Below are 14,606 nucleotides of genomic sequence, written 5' to 3'. Positions count from 1 at the left end.
CGGTCAGGGGGCGAGCAGGCCCCGGGCGGCCAGCTCGCGCCGCACGTCCTCCGGCTCGCGAAACAGCACGGCCTGCAGCCCGCAGGCCGCGGCGCCCTCGACATTTTCGGCGAGGTCGTCGAAGAACAACACCTGTTCCGCCGGCCGGCCGATCTTTTCCAGCACGTACCGGAAGGCGGCCGCCTGCGGCTTGCGATGCCCGATCTCGTGGGAAGCGAAGACGTGTTCGAAGCGCTGCAGCACGTCCGCGAAGTTCTTCTGCATTTCGTCCATGTGCAGCTTGTTCGTGTTCGAAAAGGCGAAGCAGGGAACGCGCTCGCGCACCTGGTCGATCAGTGCCAGCGTGCCGGCCACCGGCGCCCCGAACGTCGCGTTCCAACCTGCCAGCACGGTGGCGTCGTCGCAGTCCAGCCGCAGCTGGCCGCGCAGGTGCGCGAAGTATTGCGGCGTGGCCAGCACGCCGACTTCATGCTGCCGGTACGGCTCGTCCATGCCGAACCTGGCCTTCAGCTCCGCCAGCGACAGCGCTGACGACTTCTGCCAGGCGGTCAGCGTGCGCGCGAAGTCCACATCGATGACGACATTGCCGATGTCGAACAGCAGGGCCGCGACGGGAGCCGCCATCAGGCCCGCCGCCGCTGCATGGTGCGCGCGGAGGCCGCGCCGGCCAGCATGGCTTCGGTGGCGGCCAGCGTCCGCTTCGCCTCGGCCACCAGCCAGTCGACGAAAGCATGGATGTCCGGGTCGTCGGCCTTGGCCGAGGGCCAGCGCGCCACATGCCGCTTGACCGAGGCCATGGGCGTGAAGTCCCGCACCGCCGGCACCAGCCGGCCTTGCGCCAATGCGTCGTGTGCGAGCAGCGACCGGGTGAGCGCCACGCCCGAGCCGTTGACGGCGGCCGACATCAGCAGGCCCATGTCGGCGAAACGCAGCTCGCTGTCACCTGCCGGTGCCGGCGTACCCAGGCGCTCCAGCCACAGCGTCCAACTCCATTCGCCGGTGGCGTGCACGGCCTTGTGCAGCAGCGGAAAGCGGCTGAGCGCCTTGGCATCCGGCAGCGGATGGCCGCCCGGCAGCAACTGCGGCGCGCAAACCGGGAACACCTGCTCGGCGAACAGCGGGGCCTGGGTGGGGCCTGGCGCATCCTCACCGGGCGCCACCCAGAGCACGCGCACGTCGACCACCGGGATGGGCGATTGCGGGCTGTCGATCGGTACCAGCTCCACCGACACGCCGGGCCGTTGGGCCATGAAGTCCGCGAGCCGCCCCGCCAGCCACCAGGTGCACAGCGCGGTCCCCGCGGCCACGCGCAACCTGCGCTCGCCCCGCTGGCCAAGCTGCGCCAAGCCGTCGAGCGCCGCGGCCAGCTGCGGCAGCAGCGCCGCGCCGGCCGGCGTGAGCGCGATGCCGGGGTTCAGGCGCTGGACGAGGGCCGTCCCGAAATGGCGCTCCAGCCGGCGGATGCGATGGCTGACGGCGCTCTGCGTCACGCACAGCTCTTCGGACGCGCGGGTGAAGCTCAGGTGGCGCGCCACGGCCTCGAAGGCCACGAGCTCGGCAAAGGGGGGAAGGCGGCGCATGCGGCCATTCTCCGTCAAGGCGCGGCATGACGCCACGTCATGCGGCCGCTGCATTCGTCATTCGCCAGCGGCGGGGCGCCCGCGGACACTCGGGTCCATGCCACGCCGCATCAAGCTTCAATTCAACGGCTGCCCTGTGCAGTGCGACGTTGCGGACCACACGACGTTGGCGGAACTGATCCGCGATGGACTCGGGGCCATGGGCACCAAGGTCGCCTGCAACCAGGCCGCCTGCGGCGCCTGCACGGTGGTGCTCGATGACGAGGCGGTGTTCGCCTGCCACACCCTGGCGGCACAAGCCGACGGCGGCGTCCTGCAGACGATCGAAGGGCTCGCGTCCGGTGGCACGCTGCATCCGCTGCAGCAGGCGTTCATCGAGCACGACGCTTTGCAGTGCGGCTTCTGCACGCCGGGCATGCTGATGACGCTGAAGGCCTCGTTCGATGCCGGCGTGCCGGCCGACCGCGACCGGATCGCCCGCGCGATCAGCGGGAACATCTGCCGCTGCGGCGCTTACCCCTCCATCCTGGACGCCGCCTGCGATGCCTTCGCCCAGCGCGCCTGATTTGCTTGATCCGTGGCCCGCCGGTCCCTTGGACACCGTCGGCCGGAACGCACCCCGCGCTTCGGCATGGGCCAAGGTCACCGGCGCCGCGGAATTCCCCTCGGATGTCGTACGGCCCGGCATGGCGCACGCCGTGCTCGTGCGCTCGACCATCGCACGTGGCCAGGTCGTCCGCTTCGATGCTTCCACGGCGCTGGCCGTGCCCGGCGTGCTCGCGGTGTTCGGCCCGCAAGATGGTCCCTGGCCTGCGTATCCCCCGCGCGTGCGCCGCGCGATCGCAGAGGACGTGCGCTTTGCCGGCGAGGAGATCGGCGCCGTCGTGGCCGAGACCGAACGGGCCGCGCGGGAAGCCCTGGCCCTGCTGCGGGTCGAGTACGAGCAAGCACCCGCGTGCATGACCCTGCACCAGGCGCAGCGTGACGGCGCCCCCGACCTGACCGGCAAGGGCAACCTCCCGCTGGGCATCGAGGTGCTGCAGCACGGCGACCTGCAGCAAGCCGAGGCCTCCGCCGACGTCATCGTCGAAGCCTCGTATTCGACGCCGGCGCAGCATCACAACCCGCTGGAGCCGCATGGCTGCGTGGCCGAATGGACGGGTGATGAACTGACGCTGTGGGACGGCAACCAGGGCGGCCACCTGATCCGCGAGTGGCTGGCGCGCGCGCTTTCGATCGACGTAGCGCGGGTGCGCGTGCACAGCCGCCACGTGGGCGGCGGCTTCGGCAGCAAAATCCACCTGAAGCCCCACCACGTGATCGCCGCCGAACTCGCGCGGCGCATCGGCCGCCCGGTACGGCTCTTCATGGGCCGGCGAGAGGAGTTCATCGCCAGCCACCAGCGCGCGGCGACGCAGCGCCGCATCCGCATCGGCGCGTCACGCGATGGCCGCCTGCGCTTCATCGATGAACAGGTGATGGGCCAGGCCGGTCCCTGCGCGTTCCTGGCCAGCGTCTCGGCCGGTGCCGCCAACGGCCTGCGGCTGCACCGCGTGGATGCCGTGCGCGCGGAAATCCGCCGGGTCGCGACCAACACGCAGGCGCCCATCCCCTTCCGCGGGCCGACGACCGCCGAAGACGTCTTCTGCCTGGAGCAGGCGGTGGATGAATTGGCACAGGCAATGGGCATGGACCCGCTGGTGCTGCGCCTGCGCAACCTGGCGGAGATCGACGTTTTCCAGCAATTGCCTTATGCGGGCAAGGCGCTGGAGCAGTGCTATGCGCAAGGGGCCGAAGCGTTCGGCTGGCGGCATCGCGCGGCCGGCAGCGAGCGCGCGGGCGATCTGGCGCGTGGCATCGGCCTGGGCGCGGCCGCGTACGACGCGACGTTGTACGAGCCCAGCCGCGCCGAGGTTGGTCGATTGGCCAACGGCCGCTTCGAAGTGCGCATCGGCATCACCGACATCGGGTGCGGCGCGGACACCGTCTTCGCGCAAATTGCCGCGGAAGAACTGGGCGTGCCGTTGCACCTGGTGGACACGCACTTCGGCGACACCGCGACGACGCCGCGCTCGATCGATGCCAGCAATCACAGCCGCACGAGCGCAGTGGTGGGACCCTCGGTCCGCGCAGCGGCACGCGCATTGAAGCAGCGGCTGGTGCAAGCGCCGGCAGGTGAAGTGATCACCTGCGGTGCCGACCGTGAGCAGGCCCCCGCTGGCGTGTTTCCCTGCATGTTCGCCGCGCATTTCGTCGAAGTCGAGGTCAACGTCCGGTCCGGCCGGGTGCGCGTGGTCCGCGCCGTCTGCGCGCACGACGCCGGCCGCATCCTCAACCCACTGCTGGCGCGCGGCCAGGTCGAAGGCGGCTTCCTGCAGGGCATGGGCATGGCGCTGCAGGAGGAGCGCCTGCTGGATCCGCGCACCGGCCAGATGCTGAACGCCACCATGTGGGCCTACCGCACCCCGGGTGTGCTGGAGGCGCCGGAACACATCCACTTCGTCGATGCGGGAGTGCCGGACGGCGCCAACAGCCTGGGCGTCAAGGGCATCGGCGAGCCGCCCCTCATCGCCAGCGGGGCGGCCATTGCCAATGCGGTGCACAACGCGATCGGTGTCCGGGTGCGGGACTATCCGATCACGCCGGCCAAGGTGCTGCGGGCGCTGGGGGAGCGCGGTGCATGACGCCGTTCCGGCTGATCGATGCGCGCAGCGCACCTGAGGCCGTGGCGCTGCTGCGTGCCCACGGTCCGCGCGCCCGGGTCATCGCGGCCGGTGCCGACCTGCTGGAGTTGTACAAGGAGGGCATCGCCGGGCCGGCGTTGCAGTCGCCCGAAGTCCTGGTGAACCTGGCGACCGTGCCCGAACTGGCCCGGCTCGCATGGGCCGACGACGGGCTGCACCTCGGCGCGATGGCCCGGCTCTCGCAGCTGCGGCGGTTCGCTGGCGCGCCGCCCATGCTGCACGAAGCCATTGACCACATTGCCTCGCCGCAGTTGCGCGCCCGCAGCACGCTAGGCGGCAACCTGCTGCAACGGCCACGCTGCCTCTACTTCCGGCATCCCGACATCTCCTGCTTCAAGAAAGGTGGCCAAGGTTGCCCGGCGGCGGCAGGACCGGCGGAGGCCTACCCTGGCGCGTTGTTCGGCGGCGCCTGCCACGCGGGACATCCCTCCGACCTCGCCCCAGTGCTGCTGGCGCTGGATGCGCAAGCCCGCATCGCGGGTCCGGATGGCGAACGCCGCGTCCCGCTGGCGCGGCTCTACGACGGCGCGGCCGACAACCCGCAGGGCGAGACCGTGCTGGCGCCGGACGACCTGCTGGTGGCGCTGGTCGTGCCGCGCTGGCCTGCCCGGCAGGCCTACGAGAAGGTCGCGCCGCGAGCCGCCAACGAGTTCGCCTGGGCGAGCGCCGCCGTGACGATCGACGAACGCGGCGCCGTCCGCATCGCACTGGGCGGCATCGCGCCCGGCCCGTTGCTGCTGCCCGCGGGCGCGGGGCTCGAATGGCTGGAAGGTGCTCGGCCGCCGCGCGCCGGGGCGCATCGGCTGCCGTTCGCGCGGCTGGCCCTGGAGCAAGCCCTGCGGCGTGCGCGGGCGAGCCACGCTTGATACCATGGAGGGCTATGACGACCTCCTACCCCTCCACCCAGCTCTTCATTTCCGGCGAATGGCAAGACGCCGCCGACGGCCGCACGCTCGCCGTCTTCAACCCGTCCTCGGGCAAGGAGATCGGCCGCGTCGCCCACGCCGGCAAGGCCGACCTGGACCGCGCGCTGGCCGCGGCGCAGAAGGGCTTCGAAACCTGGCGCGACATGACGGCCGCCGACCGCAGCAAGATCATGCGCAAGGCCGCCGGCCTGATGCGCGAGCGCGCGGCCGACATTGGCGCCCTGATCACGCAGGAACAGGGCAAGCCGCTGGTGGAAGCCAAGGGCGAGGCGATGGCCGCCGCCGACATCATCGAGTGGTTCGCCGAAGAGGGTTTCCGCGTCTACGGCCGCATCGTGCCTTCGCGCGGCAACCTGGCGCTGCGCCAGATGGTGCTGAAGGACCCGGTGGGCCCCGTCGCCGCGTTCACGCCCTGGAACTTCCCGATCAACCAGGTGGTGCGCAAGGTCGGCGCGGCACTGGCGGCCGGTTGCTCGATGTTGGTGAAAGCGCCGGAAGAAACCCCGGCGGGCCCCGCCGCGCTGATCCGCGCTTTCGCCGACGCCGGCATCCCGCCCGGCGTGCTGGGCCTGGTCTACGGCAACCCCGCCGAGATCTCCGAGTACCTCATTCCGCACCCGGTGATCCGCAAGATCACGTTCACCGGCTCCACGCCGGTGGGCAAGCAGCTGGCCGCGTTGGCCGGCAAGCACATGAAGCGCGTGACGATGGAACTCGGTGGCCACGCCCCGGTGATCGTCTGCGAGGACGCTGATATCGCGCTGGCCGTCAAGGCCGCGGGTGCCGCCAAGTTCCGCAACGCGGGCCAGGTCTGCATCTCGCCCACGCGTTTCCTGGTGCACGAGAGCATCAAAAATGAATTCGCCCAGGCGTTGTCCAAGCAGGCGCAAGGCCTGAAGGTGGGCGACGGCCTGGCCGAAGGCACGACGATGGGCCCGCTGGCGAACCCGCGCCGCCTGACCGCCATGGCGGAGTTCACCAAGGACGCCATCGAGAAGGGCGCCACGGTGCTGACCGGCGGCGCGCGCATCGGCGACACGGGTAACTTCTGGCAACCCACCATCCTGACCGACGTGCCGCTGGAAGCCAAGGTCTTCAACGACGAACCCTTCGGACCGATGGCCGGCATCCGCGGCTTCGAGAAGCTGGAAGACGCGATCGCCGAAGCCAACCGCCTGCCGTACGGCCTGGCTGGCTATGCCTTCACCAAGTCGCTGAAGAACGCTGACCTGCTGGCGCGCCGGGTGGAAGTGGGCATGCTGTGGATCAACATGCCGGCGATGCCTTCGGCCGAGATGCCGTTTGGTGGCGTCAAGGATTCGGGGTATGGGTCCGAAGGCGGGCCGGAGGCGGTGGAGGCGTATCTGAACGCGCGGGCTGTCGCGGTCATGAACGTCTAGTTCAGCCGTCATCCCCGCGTGAGGAGCGAAGCGTACGTGGGGATCCAGGGCTTTGAGGTTTGGCTGTCATCCCAGCGAAGGCTGGGATCCAGGAAAGCGCGCCGCGGCGCGCTTCTTTGTTTGCGCGCCACCTCTTGTAGCCACCCCTTCGCCCCATCCCACACCCACCCCCGCCTCATACTGTGGCGGCCTGCGCTACGCCTTCGGCTCGCTCCGGCTTCGCTGCGATGTTCGGCCTGAAGCCGGTCCGTCAGAACTCACTGCGTGCTTGCTGCGCAACCACTCCGTTCAAACAACTGACGGAAGTCAGATCACGATGCGCGCTACGCGCGCTCCGGCTTCAGGCCGAACATCGCAGCCGCCCCAGAAATCGGCGGGGACGGGTCGGGGATGGGGCGATGGGGAGAAGGGGAGGGGTTGCGGGACGGGTGACGGGCTGCAAGGCTGCCTTGGCCGAGAGCGGACATCCATACCCGCAGCCTGTCCAGCAATTGAATGACGCCTTCAGACTGATTGCAGGTGTTCGGCGACGTGTAGCTGGACGACCGCACTTTGGCCGGAAGCGGACCAGCACGGATCTATGGATGTGCGACCGCCCGAGCGGGACGAGCCGGGCGCGCTGCACCAAGACCATGGTTGGACGCCCGAAGGGGCGAGGGAGGAGTTGGAGAAGGGAGGCGTGGACTTCGACGAGGAAGTCGCAAGCTCCACCGGCTTGCGCGCAGCTGCGCGAGAAGCATCTAGACCGCGCCGGCGGCGCGCGGACGGCGCTCTTTCCCGCCGAGCCCGAGTCGACTTGAACGTCCTTCGGTTCGATGATCATCGCCTGCGCTCCTGTATTGGGTCTAGGAGCGGTTGCTCGCCGGTCGGCGACCCCGAAGTTATCCCTTTTGAAGGATGTGACCCTTGAGCAGAGGGCACGCGGGCCAATTGGGGTTCAAGATGATCAGGCCGTCGCGAGCTCGGGTGGCGGCGACGCGGACAAGCCTGCGGCTCTTCGGGTAGGGCGGCTGGTCGCCCCGCCAGATGAAGCTCGATTCGAGCCCCCCGTCGCCGAATCGGCCCTCCCGCAGCAGGATCACGGCGTCGAACTGCTTGCCTTTGGCCTTGTGCCAGTTCATCACCTGAACTCCACGCGGCGGCTCGGCTCCGTCGAGGATTTGCTCCTGCGCGAGCGCGCTGTCCAGAGCGGCCCGCGCGCGCGTGTAGGCGCCGTCGCGGAGCCACTCCGCGGAAAGGGCCGCTGAGATTCGGTGTCCGCGCTGAAAGGCCACCATGAAGTCGAGCTGTCGTGCCGCGCGCTGCAGCGCGGCTTCGCCGGACTCGCGCAGCGCGCGCTTGGCAGTGAGCCAGTCCGCCGGCGGGTCTCCGGTGAATGGCGAGCTCCGAAGCGCCGCGAGCGCCGCGCGGAAGGCTTTGACGATGTTCACCTTCGGAGGCTTACCCGCCCTGATCTGCTGCGCGCGCAGCAGATAGTTCGCGACCTCTGCCTTGCCGGTGCCGGTGGCGCGCCTCGCGTTGGCGAGCAGCTCAATGCACGTGGCCACGTCGTCGTCTTCCCGCGCTGGGTCCTTGGGCTCGAGCAGAAACGCCGCAAGCCTGGCGGTGAGCAGAGCCTCGGCCTCGTCGAAATGCAGCTTGTGCGGGACGCGCTTTCCGTCCGGCGCGTCGACGGCGTTGAGCGCGTTGGAGGCTTTCAAGGCGTTGCGAGTGGTGTCGGCGAGAACCGCGATCGTGTTGGGCCGCGCGCCCCTGGAAGACTCGGCCGCCTTGATCGCCGCGCCGATTGCCCGGCGCAGCAGCGCATTCCAGTTGACGGTCTTCGGCTCGTATCCGATCTGCGCCACTCCCTTGTAAGGCTTCCCTCGCGGGCGGGCGGTGAGGATGTCGTTGGCGAAGGCCAAGATCTCGGTGTCGGGGCTACGGCCGTTGTCGCTCCCGAGATCGACTTCGAACGGATCGAGCGCGGCGCGGATCTCGACCACGCGCTCGGGGCCGACGCCCGGCAGGAAGTCGGCGTAGATCTGCTGCTCGAGGTCCGCCAGGCACAGGATCTGCGCGTTGGGAGCGAGCAGCTCGACGCAGCGCCAGGCGTCGCTCCCCGTGTCCTGCGCTTCGTCGACGATGATGAGCGGATGGGCGGCGCCGAACAGGCTGGGAAGGTGCCGGCAGCGCGCCAGAAGCTCCGCGGCGTTGGGCGCGAAGAGGTCGAACGCCACGCGGCCGTCCTCGCGGAACATCCGCTCCCTCTCGGCCACCCACTCGTTCCAGCCCTCGTCGCCGCGCTTGATGCCGCCGCACATCGCCTTCTCGTCCTGCGGCAACAGGAGGTCCAGCCGCTTGGGCGCGCCCAGCAGGTATCCGTGGGTTTTGAGCACGCTCCAGAAGAACGCATGGAAGGTCTGCACCGAGAGCAGGGACAGTTGCTTCTTGGGCACTTCCAGCCGCGCGGCGTCGAGCACGCGCGTCACCGCCGCCCGCGAGAAGCTCAGGAACAGCACCTTCTGCCCCGGCCGCATGCCGATTTGGATCCGCGCCAGGGCCTTGCGCAAGGCGACGGTCGTCTTGCCGCTGCCCGGCCCTCCAAGCACGAGGGCGTGGCCAGGGCACGCGACGACGCTCGCGCGCTTGGGGCAGTTCGGATCGATGGCCACCGCCGCCCTTAGGCCGGGTCGCTCGCGTCCGCCGCGGTCGCGGCTTCGTCGTCGGGATCCGGCTTTTCCTTGATCTTGGGCATGGCGGAGAACACTTGGGACAGGAACTTCATGACCGACGTCGGCAAGTCCGCGTAGTCGCACTCCTCGAAGAGCCGCGCCGCCCAACCGGCGCCTTTCCCGCTGCGCAGGGCCACGGCCGCGAGCTTGCGCACGGCCGCGTCGTCGGCCGGCTTCGACGCCGGGATGCCAAGCTCCACCCCCTCGCCGCCGTCGCGCAGCTGGTCGAGAAAACTCCACAGCGTGCCGGCGGGCATCTCCTGGGCGACCAGGTTCTCGAAGCCCTTGTGTTCGGTCTCGAAGTCGACGTCGTAGCTCGCGGCGAGCGCGGCCTTCGTCTTCTCCGAGCGCTTCTTGTCCAGATCGTAGAAGCCGAACGTCTTGAGCCCCAACGTCTTGAAGAACTTGCCGAACTTGGGCATGTTCGACTCGCCGCCCGCGTGGAAGAACGTGGCTCCGAGGATGTCGAGAGGCTGGCCGCCGGTGGCGGCGGAGTCTTCGGCCTCCATGCGCGCGGCGGCCACCGGCAGCGCGTGGAACTCGGTGAGCCCTTCCACGACGATGGCGCCCTTGCCGAGCATGCATTCGCATAGGCCCCAGCGCGCGAACTGCTTGAACTCCTTGTCGGTGAGCCCGGAGGCGTCTGACACCTTCTGCGACGACACGACGCCCGCTTGTCGCGACAGCAGCAGCGTATGCGAGGGCTCGAAGCGCTCGATCACGAAGGGCGAATGCGAGGTGACGAAGGCCTGGCTCGTATTGGTGAGCAGGTAGTGCGCGATGCGCCGCTGGGTGGGCGGGGGCACGGCGATCTCCGGCTCCTCCATCGCGAAGATCACGCTGTCGGGTTTGAGCTCCGCGATGACCGACAGCAGCGCGAGGACGAGCGTGTTCAGGGTGCCCGTTCCGGCGTGCGCGAACGGGACGTGGTCCTGGTCGGCCGACAGCGCCAGGAAGAACGACATCGTCTTGCGCAGGTGGTCGCGCGTGAGCTCGGAGACGTGCAGCTTCGTGGCGTTGCCCGGCGCTTCGAGGGGGATGTAGCGCGCCAGGCGCTGCTCGATGTCGCGCAGCACCGGCGCGATCTCGGTGGCGTCGGACTCGACGTCGAGCTCGCGCAGGCGCCGGATGGACTTCTCCCAGAGCGTCGTCCGGATGCCTTTGGTGCGCAGGATGATGTCGAGAAGCGTCCCGCGCTCGAGGCTCAGCGCGCGCGAGCCGGTGCGCAGCGCGCGAAGGTAGAGAAACCCGAACTCCCGCTTGATCTTGCGTGAGACCGGCGTGAGCTCGCCTTCGTCGGCGTCGGGGCTGCGCGAGAAATACGTCTTCGCCTCGAACTCGTCCTCCTCCGGGTTGTAGGCGCCGATCGTCTCCAGGCGCAGGCAAGGGATCGACGTCGGCGGGTTGGCGAGGTCGGCCTCCGCCTCCCCGAGCACCCGTCGCTCCTCCACGTGCCAGAACTCCAGGTGCCCGCCGCACAGGTTCAGCACCGCCTCGCTGGGCTCGACCAACACGACCTCGATGCGGAGCGGGATGGGTTTGGGCTCCTCTCCCTCCGCCGCCGGCTCGAGGTATTGGGCGTTGTAGAAGTCGAACTCGTCGATCGCCGGAGTGCGGTTCAGCCTGTCCGGGCCCAGCGCCAAGTCGAGCGCTTCACAGATGGTGCTCTTGCCGACGTTGTTGGATCCGACGAACAGCGTGTGCCCCTCGAACAGGAGCTCGGCGGATTTGACGCCGCGATAGCTGGTGATCGAAAGTTTGACGACCTTCATGGACCCTCCCTTGGGCTACGGGCGCTCGCCGCGTTGTTCTGCGGTCCCAGCGGACATTCTGCCCCCGTTGCGGGCTGGTATCGGCCGAAAGGGGACATCCGGCGACTTGCCGCGACCGACTGCAACCGCTGCGAAGCAGTAACTGGAGACTTGGCGGCCCAATGTCCTCTTCCGACCCCCCAAGACGTCCGCGCTGCGTCGCCGAGGAGACGCGCGTCGCCGACAACTCCTAAGCAGCCTCACCTCCCGTGAGCCGCCCCACCAAAAACTCCACCGCCACCCTCACCTTGGGCACCTGATACCTCGCCTGCAAATACAGCAGATAAATCCCCGCCTCCCTCCCCCTCCCAACCGCCACCGGCTGCTCCAGCTCCACCCTCACCAGCTCCCCGCTCGCCAGCGCATCCCGCAACCCCCACTCCGACAACAGCGCCAGCCCCCTGTGCTTGCGCGCCATCGCCACCAGGCTCACCCCATCATTGCTGATGAACCCAGCCGGCACCGCCAGCTCGCGCCACGCGCCGTCTTCCTGCCCTTGCCACTTGATCACCGCATTCGGCCCGCGGTAGTACAGGGCGCTGTGCCCCTGCAGCTCCAGGTCCTCCAGCGTCTTCGGCGTCCCCCGCTCGGCCAGGTACTTCGGCGAAGCCACCAGGATGAACCGGTTCGGATCCAGCCTGCGCGCCACCACGCGGTCCTGCGGCTGGGGCCCGCCACGGATCGCCAGGTCGATCTGGTCGCGCCCCAGGTCCACCAGCGAATCGCTCAGGTGCAGGTCGATCACGATCCCGGGATAGCGGTCGCTGAAATCCTCCAGCGCCGGCAGCAGCAGCAACTGCCCGTACGAGGGCATGGTGCTGATGCGCAGCGTGCCGCTGGGCGTGCTGCTGCGCTGGCCGACCAGTTCTTCCGCGTCGTCCAGCCGCGAGACGCCGGCGCGCACCTGCTCCAGGTACAGCGCCCCCAGTTCGGTCAGGCGCACGGTGCGCGTCGTGCGATGCAGCAGCTCGACGCCCAGCTCCTCCTCCAGGTCGGAGATGCGCCGCGAGATCGACGAGGCCGGCACGCCGAAGGCCCGGGCCGCGCCCGAGAAGCTCAAGGTGTCGGCCACCTTGATCAGGTATTGCAAGGCCCTGAGTTTGTCCATGGCGCGCGGCCCTCCTGCGCGCATTGTTGCCGGATCGGCAAATGAATTTGCGCATTGCGATGGATTCACGCGGCAATGGGTTTTCCCTAGCATTCATGCATCCCAACCAGCGCCGGTGAACGGCGACGAAAGACAACGCGATGACCCGCATGCTCAAAGCCCAATACACCCAGCGCGGCCCGGTGCCGCAGGACGTGATTTCCGCCGTGCCGTTCGACCGCCCCGCGCTGGCCGAAGGCCAGGCCCTGGTGGCCGTGCTCGCCGCCCCCATCAACCCCGGCGACGTGCTCACGCTCACCGGCCATTACGGCATGCTGCCGCCGCTGCCCGCGGTGGGCGGCAGCGAAGGTGTGGGCCGCGTCGTCGAGCTCGCGCCCGGCACGCCCGGGCCGGCCGTCGGCCAGACCGTGCTGCTGCCCCCGGGCTCCGGCACCTGGTCCACGCACGTCGTGGTGCCGGCCGCGCGCCTGATCCCGTTGCCCAACGAGGCCGACGCGAAGCAGCTCGCCATGCTGACGGTGAACCCGCCCACGGCCTCGCTGCTGCTCAGCGACTTTCGTGAGCCTGCAGGCAGGCGACTGGGTGATCCAGAACAGCGCCAACTCCGGCGTCGGCAGCTATCTGGTGCAGCTGGCCAAGTTGCGCGGCTTCAAGACGGTGAACGTCGTGCGGCGCGAGTCAGCGGTGGCCAGCGTACAGGCGCAAGGCGGTGACGTCGTGCTGGTCGACGGCGACGATCTCGCCGAACGCGTGAAGGCCGCGACCGGCGGCGCCGCGATCAACCTGGGCGTCGACGCGGTCGGCGGCAAGGCCACGATGCGCCTGGCCGCGTGCCTGGCCGAAAGCGGCACGGTGGTGAACTACGGCGCGCTGAGCGGTGAGCCGTGCATGGTGTCGCCGCGCGAGCTGGTGTTCCGCGATGTCTCGCTCAAGGGGTTCTGGCTCGCCAAGTGGTTCCGCACCACGCCGCCGGCCAAGCAGGTCGCGCTGCTCACCGAACTGGCAGGCCTGATTGCCTCGGGCAAGCTGAGCACCGCCATCCAGGCGACCTACGACGTCGCGCGAATCAAAGAGGCAGTGGCTGCGGCGGCAGCCGGAGAGCGGCAGGGGAAGATCCTGGTCGAGCCTGCGCAGGCGTAGTTTCGCTACCTTGCGTACTGCAGCCGGCTCGCGGCATCCAGGGAGACCCGCTTCTGCTTCACCAGGGCGTCGATGTGCGGCTTCATCGGAAAGAAGTCGGGCGTCGGGGTCTGCCTGGAGCAGATCTGCTCCACCGCGCCCCAGTCGCCAGCCTGCAATGCCTGGGCAACCGTGGTCGTCCCCATCAAGGTCTCGTTCACCAGCGAGAACTGCTTGCCGTCCGTGTGCGCAACCAGGTCGAGGCGCACGATCCCGATGAGGCTGCCGGCCAGGACGGAACGGAAGGCGTCGCTGCCGCCGGACAATGCCAGGATGCGCTTGATGGTCCCGACGATGGAGCTGCCGTGCGTGGTCACCAGCATCAAGGCGCCGGACTCACCGCCCAGGATGGCGGTCTGGGCCGCGTCCTGGTCCCGCACTTCGCCGGCCAGGACGGCTTCCGGGGCCTGCCGCATGGCCGCCAGGAGGCCTTCATAGAAGGACACGGTGTCGTACCCCACCTCGCGCTGGGTCACGACGCACCCAGCGGACTTGATGTTGAGTTCGATCGGATCCTCGATCGTGAGGATGTGCCCTTGCGAATGGTGATTCAGGTACTGGAGGATCGAATAGGCTGTCCTCGTCTTGCCTGAGCCGGTGGCGCCCGTGATGATGATCAACCCTCTCGGGTTGGTCTTGATCCGGTCGACCAGCGGTTCCGGCAAGCCGACCGATTCCAGGTCGGTCGGTTGCGTCACCAGACGGATGGACATGGCCAGCCGGCCGCGAGCATGAAGGAAGAGGGAGATCCGCAGCTGGGCGGGTTCCTGGTTCTTGCTCGCCGGCGGAATCGGCAGCGACCGGTTGATCGACTCCTGGCGATCCAGCCGCGGCTGGATGTGGCGTTCCCAGTATTCGTTCGCGCTCGCCGTTGTCGGCATGTTGTCGACATAGCTGGCCAGGAAGTGCTTGATCTCGTCGGCGTGGATGACCAGGTCGGCGTTTGGCAGGTTCCCCACACGCGAAAGCGGGACGACGCCCGCGGCGGTTTTCGCGCGGATCACTTCCCCTTCGTGAACGAGCAGATCGGTGATGCCGGCGGCGAAGTGCTGGCATGCCCAGAGCGTCGTTGCGAGTGCGGAGCGCTTGTTCTGTGGCAGGGCGACTTCATTGACTTCAGTTGGCATGTTTGGCTTTTTCAGGG

Annotated in this window: 12 protein-coding genes; 6 read left to right on the top strand and 6 right to left on the bottom strand. The window is 68.9% G+C overall.

What is annotated here, in order from left to right; genetic code table 11:
• Positions 1-3 precede the first annotated feature (3 nt).
• A complete protein-coding gene (locus tag FN976_RS14080) occupies positions 4-624 on the bottom strand; it encodes an HAD family hydrolase (protein ID WP_145893671.1) in 621 nt (206 codons plus the stop codon).
• Positions 624-1,580 carry a LysR substrate-binding domain-containing protein gene (locus FN976_RS14075; protein WP_186510901.1) on the bottom strand — a complete coding sequence of 319 codons (957 nt, stop codon included), beginning with the start codon at positions 1,578-1,580 and terminating at the stop codon, positions 624-626. Before FN976_RS14075 ends, FN976_RS14080 begins: the two co-directional genes overlap by 1 nt.
• 97 nt (positions 1,581-1,677) lie before the next feature.
• Between FN976_RS14075 and FN976_RS14070 the strand changes: the two genes are divergently transcribed.
• The 4 genes from FN976_RS14070 to FN976_RS14055 are packed head-to-tail and all read left to right on the top strand — an operon-like array spanning position 1,678 to position 6,650.
• Positions 1,678-2,145, top strand: coding sequence for a (2Fe-2S)-binding protein (locus FN976_RS14070; RefSeq protein WP_145893669.1), 468 nt, complete (start codon positions 1,678-1,680; stop codon positions 2,143-2,145).
• Positions 2,146-2,173: 28 nt separating this feature from the next.
• Complete coding sequence (locus FN976_RS14065; protein WP_186510900.1) at positions 2,174-4,264, top strand: xanthine dehydrogenase family protein molybdopterin-binding subunit; 2,091 nt, start codon at positions 2,174-2,176, stop codon at positions 4,262-4,264.
• Positions 4,261-5,190 carry an FAD binding domain-containing protein gene (locus FN976_RS14060; protein WP_145893667.1) on the top strand — a complete coding sequence of 310 codons (930 nt, stop codon included), beginning with the start codon at positions 4,261-4,263 and terminating at the stop codon, positions 5,188-5,190. The genes FN976_RS14065 and FN976_RS14060 overlap by 4 nt, the downstream gene beginning before the upstream one ends.
• 14 nt (positions 5,191-5,204) lie before the next feature.
• Positions 5,205-6,650, top strand: a complete 1,446-nt coding sequence (locus FN976_RS14055; RefSeq protein WP_145893666.1) for an NAD-dependent succinate-semialdehyde dehydrogenase — start codon at positions 5,205-5,207, stop codon at positions 6,648-6,650.
• An 881-nt stretch (positions 6,651-7,531) separates the two neighbouring features.
• Here the strand turns inward: FN976_RS14055 and FN976_RS14050 are convergent.
• The 3 genes from FN976_RS14050 to FN976_RS14040 all read right to left on the bottom strand — a co-directional run bounded on the left by FN976_RS14050 (position 7,532) and on the right by FN976_RS14040 (position 12,283).
• Positions 7,532-9,304: a UvrD-helicase domain-containing protein gene (locus FN976_RS14050; protein ID WP_255440416.1), complete on the bottom strand. Its 1,773-nt coding sequence runs from the start codon at positions 9,302-9,304 to the stop codon at positions 7,532-7,534.
• An 8-nt stretch (positions 9,305-9,312) separates the two neighbouring features.
• The gene (locus tag FN976_RS14045) at positions 9,313-11,136 is read right to left on the bottom strand and encodes an ATP-dependent nuclease (protein WP_145893665.1); all 1,824 of its coding nucleotides are present in this window, start codon (positions 11,134-11,136) and stop codon (positions 9,313-9,315) included.
• A 229-nt stretch (positions 11,137-11,365) separates the two neighbouring features.
• Positions 11,366-12,283 carry a LysR family transcriptional regulator gene (locus FN976_RS14040; RefSeq protein WP_186510899.1) on the bottom strand — a complete coding sequence of 306 codons (918 nt, stop codon included), beginning with the start codon at positions 12,281-12,283 and terminating at the stop codon, positions 11,366-11,368.
• Between the two features lie 140 nt (positions 12,284-12,423).
• Between FN976_RS14040 and FN976_RS29485 the strand changes: the two genes are divergently transcribed.
• Both FN976_RS29485 and FN976_RS29190 read left to right on the top strand, forming a co-directional pair.
• On the top strand, positions 12,424-12,996 hold the full coding sequence (locus FN976_RS29485) for an alcohol dehydrogenase catalytic domain-containing protein (protein ID WP_255440415.1): 573 nt from the start codon (positions 12,424-12,426) through the stop codon (positions 12,994-12,996).
• The gene (locus FN976_RS29190) at positions 12,908-13,423 is read left to right on the top strand and encodes a zinc-binding dehydrogenase (protein WP_349291382.1); all 516 of its coding nucleotides are present in this window, start codon (positions 12,908-12,910) and stop codon (positions 13,421-13,423) included. Before FN976_RS29485 ends, FN976_RS29190 begins: the two co-directional genes overlap by 89 nt.
• Positions 13,424-13,428: 5 nt before the next feature.
• On the opposite strand, the gene FN976_RS14030 is transcribed toward FN976_RS29190, so the two are convergent.
• The gene (locus tag FN976_RS14030) at positions 13,429-14,589 is read right to left on the bottom strand and encodes an ATPase, T2SS/T4P/T4SS family (RefSeq protein WP_186510898.1); all 1,161 of its coding nucleotides are present in this window, start codon (positions 14,587-14,589) and stop codon (positions 13,429-13,431) included.
• Between the last annotated feature and the right edge of the window lie 17 nt (positions 14,590-14,606).

This window comes from Caenimonas sedimenti, assembly GCF_007833165.1.
GTDB classification, from domain to species: Bacteria; Pseudomonadota; Gammaproteobacteria; order Burkholderiales; family Burkholderiaceae_C; genus Ramlibacter; species Ramlibacter sedimenti.
The sequence above is the reverse complement of the archived record's forward strand: the minus strand, read 5'-3'. Positions and strand labels throughout refer to the sequence as shown.

What these genes read in the sequence shown, in the direction of transcription:
- FN976_RS29485 (WP_255440415.1), top strand. Translation starts at nt 12,424, where the DNA reads ATGACCCGCATGCTCAAAGCCCAATACACCCAGCGCGGCCCGGTGCCG.
- FN976_RS14060 (WP_145893667.1), top strand. Translation starts at nt 4,261, where the DNA reads ATGACGCCGTTCCGGCTGATCGATGCGCGCAGCGCACCTGAGGCCGTG.
- FN976_RS14030 (WP_186510898.1), bottom strand. Translation starts at nt 14,589, where the DNA reads ATGCCAACTGAAGTCAATGAAGTCGCCCTGCCACAGAACAAGCGCTCC.
- FN976_RS14070 (WP_145893669.1), top strand. Translation starts at nt 1,678, where the DNA reads ATGCCACGCCGCATCAAGCTTCAATTCAACGGCTGCCCTGTGCAGTGC.
- FN976_RS14040 (WP_186510899.1), bottom strand. Translation starts at nt 12,283, where the DNA reads ATGGACAAACTCAGGGCCTTGCAATACCTGATCAAGGTGGCCGACACC.
- FN976_RS14045 (WP_145893665.1), bottom strand. Translation starts at nt 11,136, where the DNA reads ATGAAGGTCGTCAAACTTTCGATCACCAGCTATCGCGGCGTCAAATCC.
- FN976_RS14055 (WP_145893666.1), top strand. Translation starts at nt 5,205, where the DNA reads ATGACGACCTCCTACCCCTCCACCCAGCTCTTCATTTCCGGCGAATGG.
- FN976_RS14075 (WP_186510901.1), bottom strand. Translation starts at nt 1,580, where the DNA reads ATGCGCCGCCTTCCCCCCTTTGCCGAGCTCGTGGCCTTCGAGGCCGTG.
- FN976_RS14080 (WP_145893671.1), bottom strand. Translation starts at nt 624, where the DNA reads ATGGCGGCTCCCGTCGCGGCCCTGCTGTTCGACATCGGCAATGTCGTC.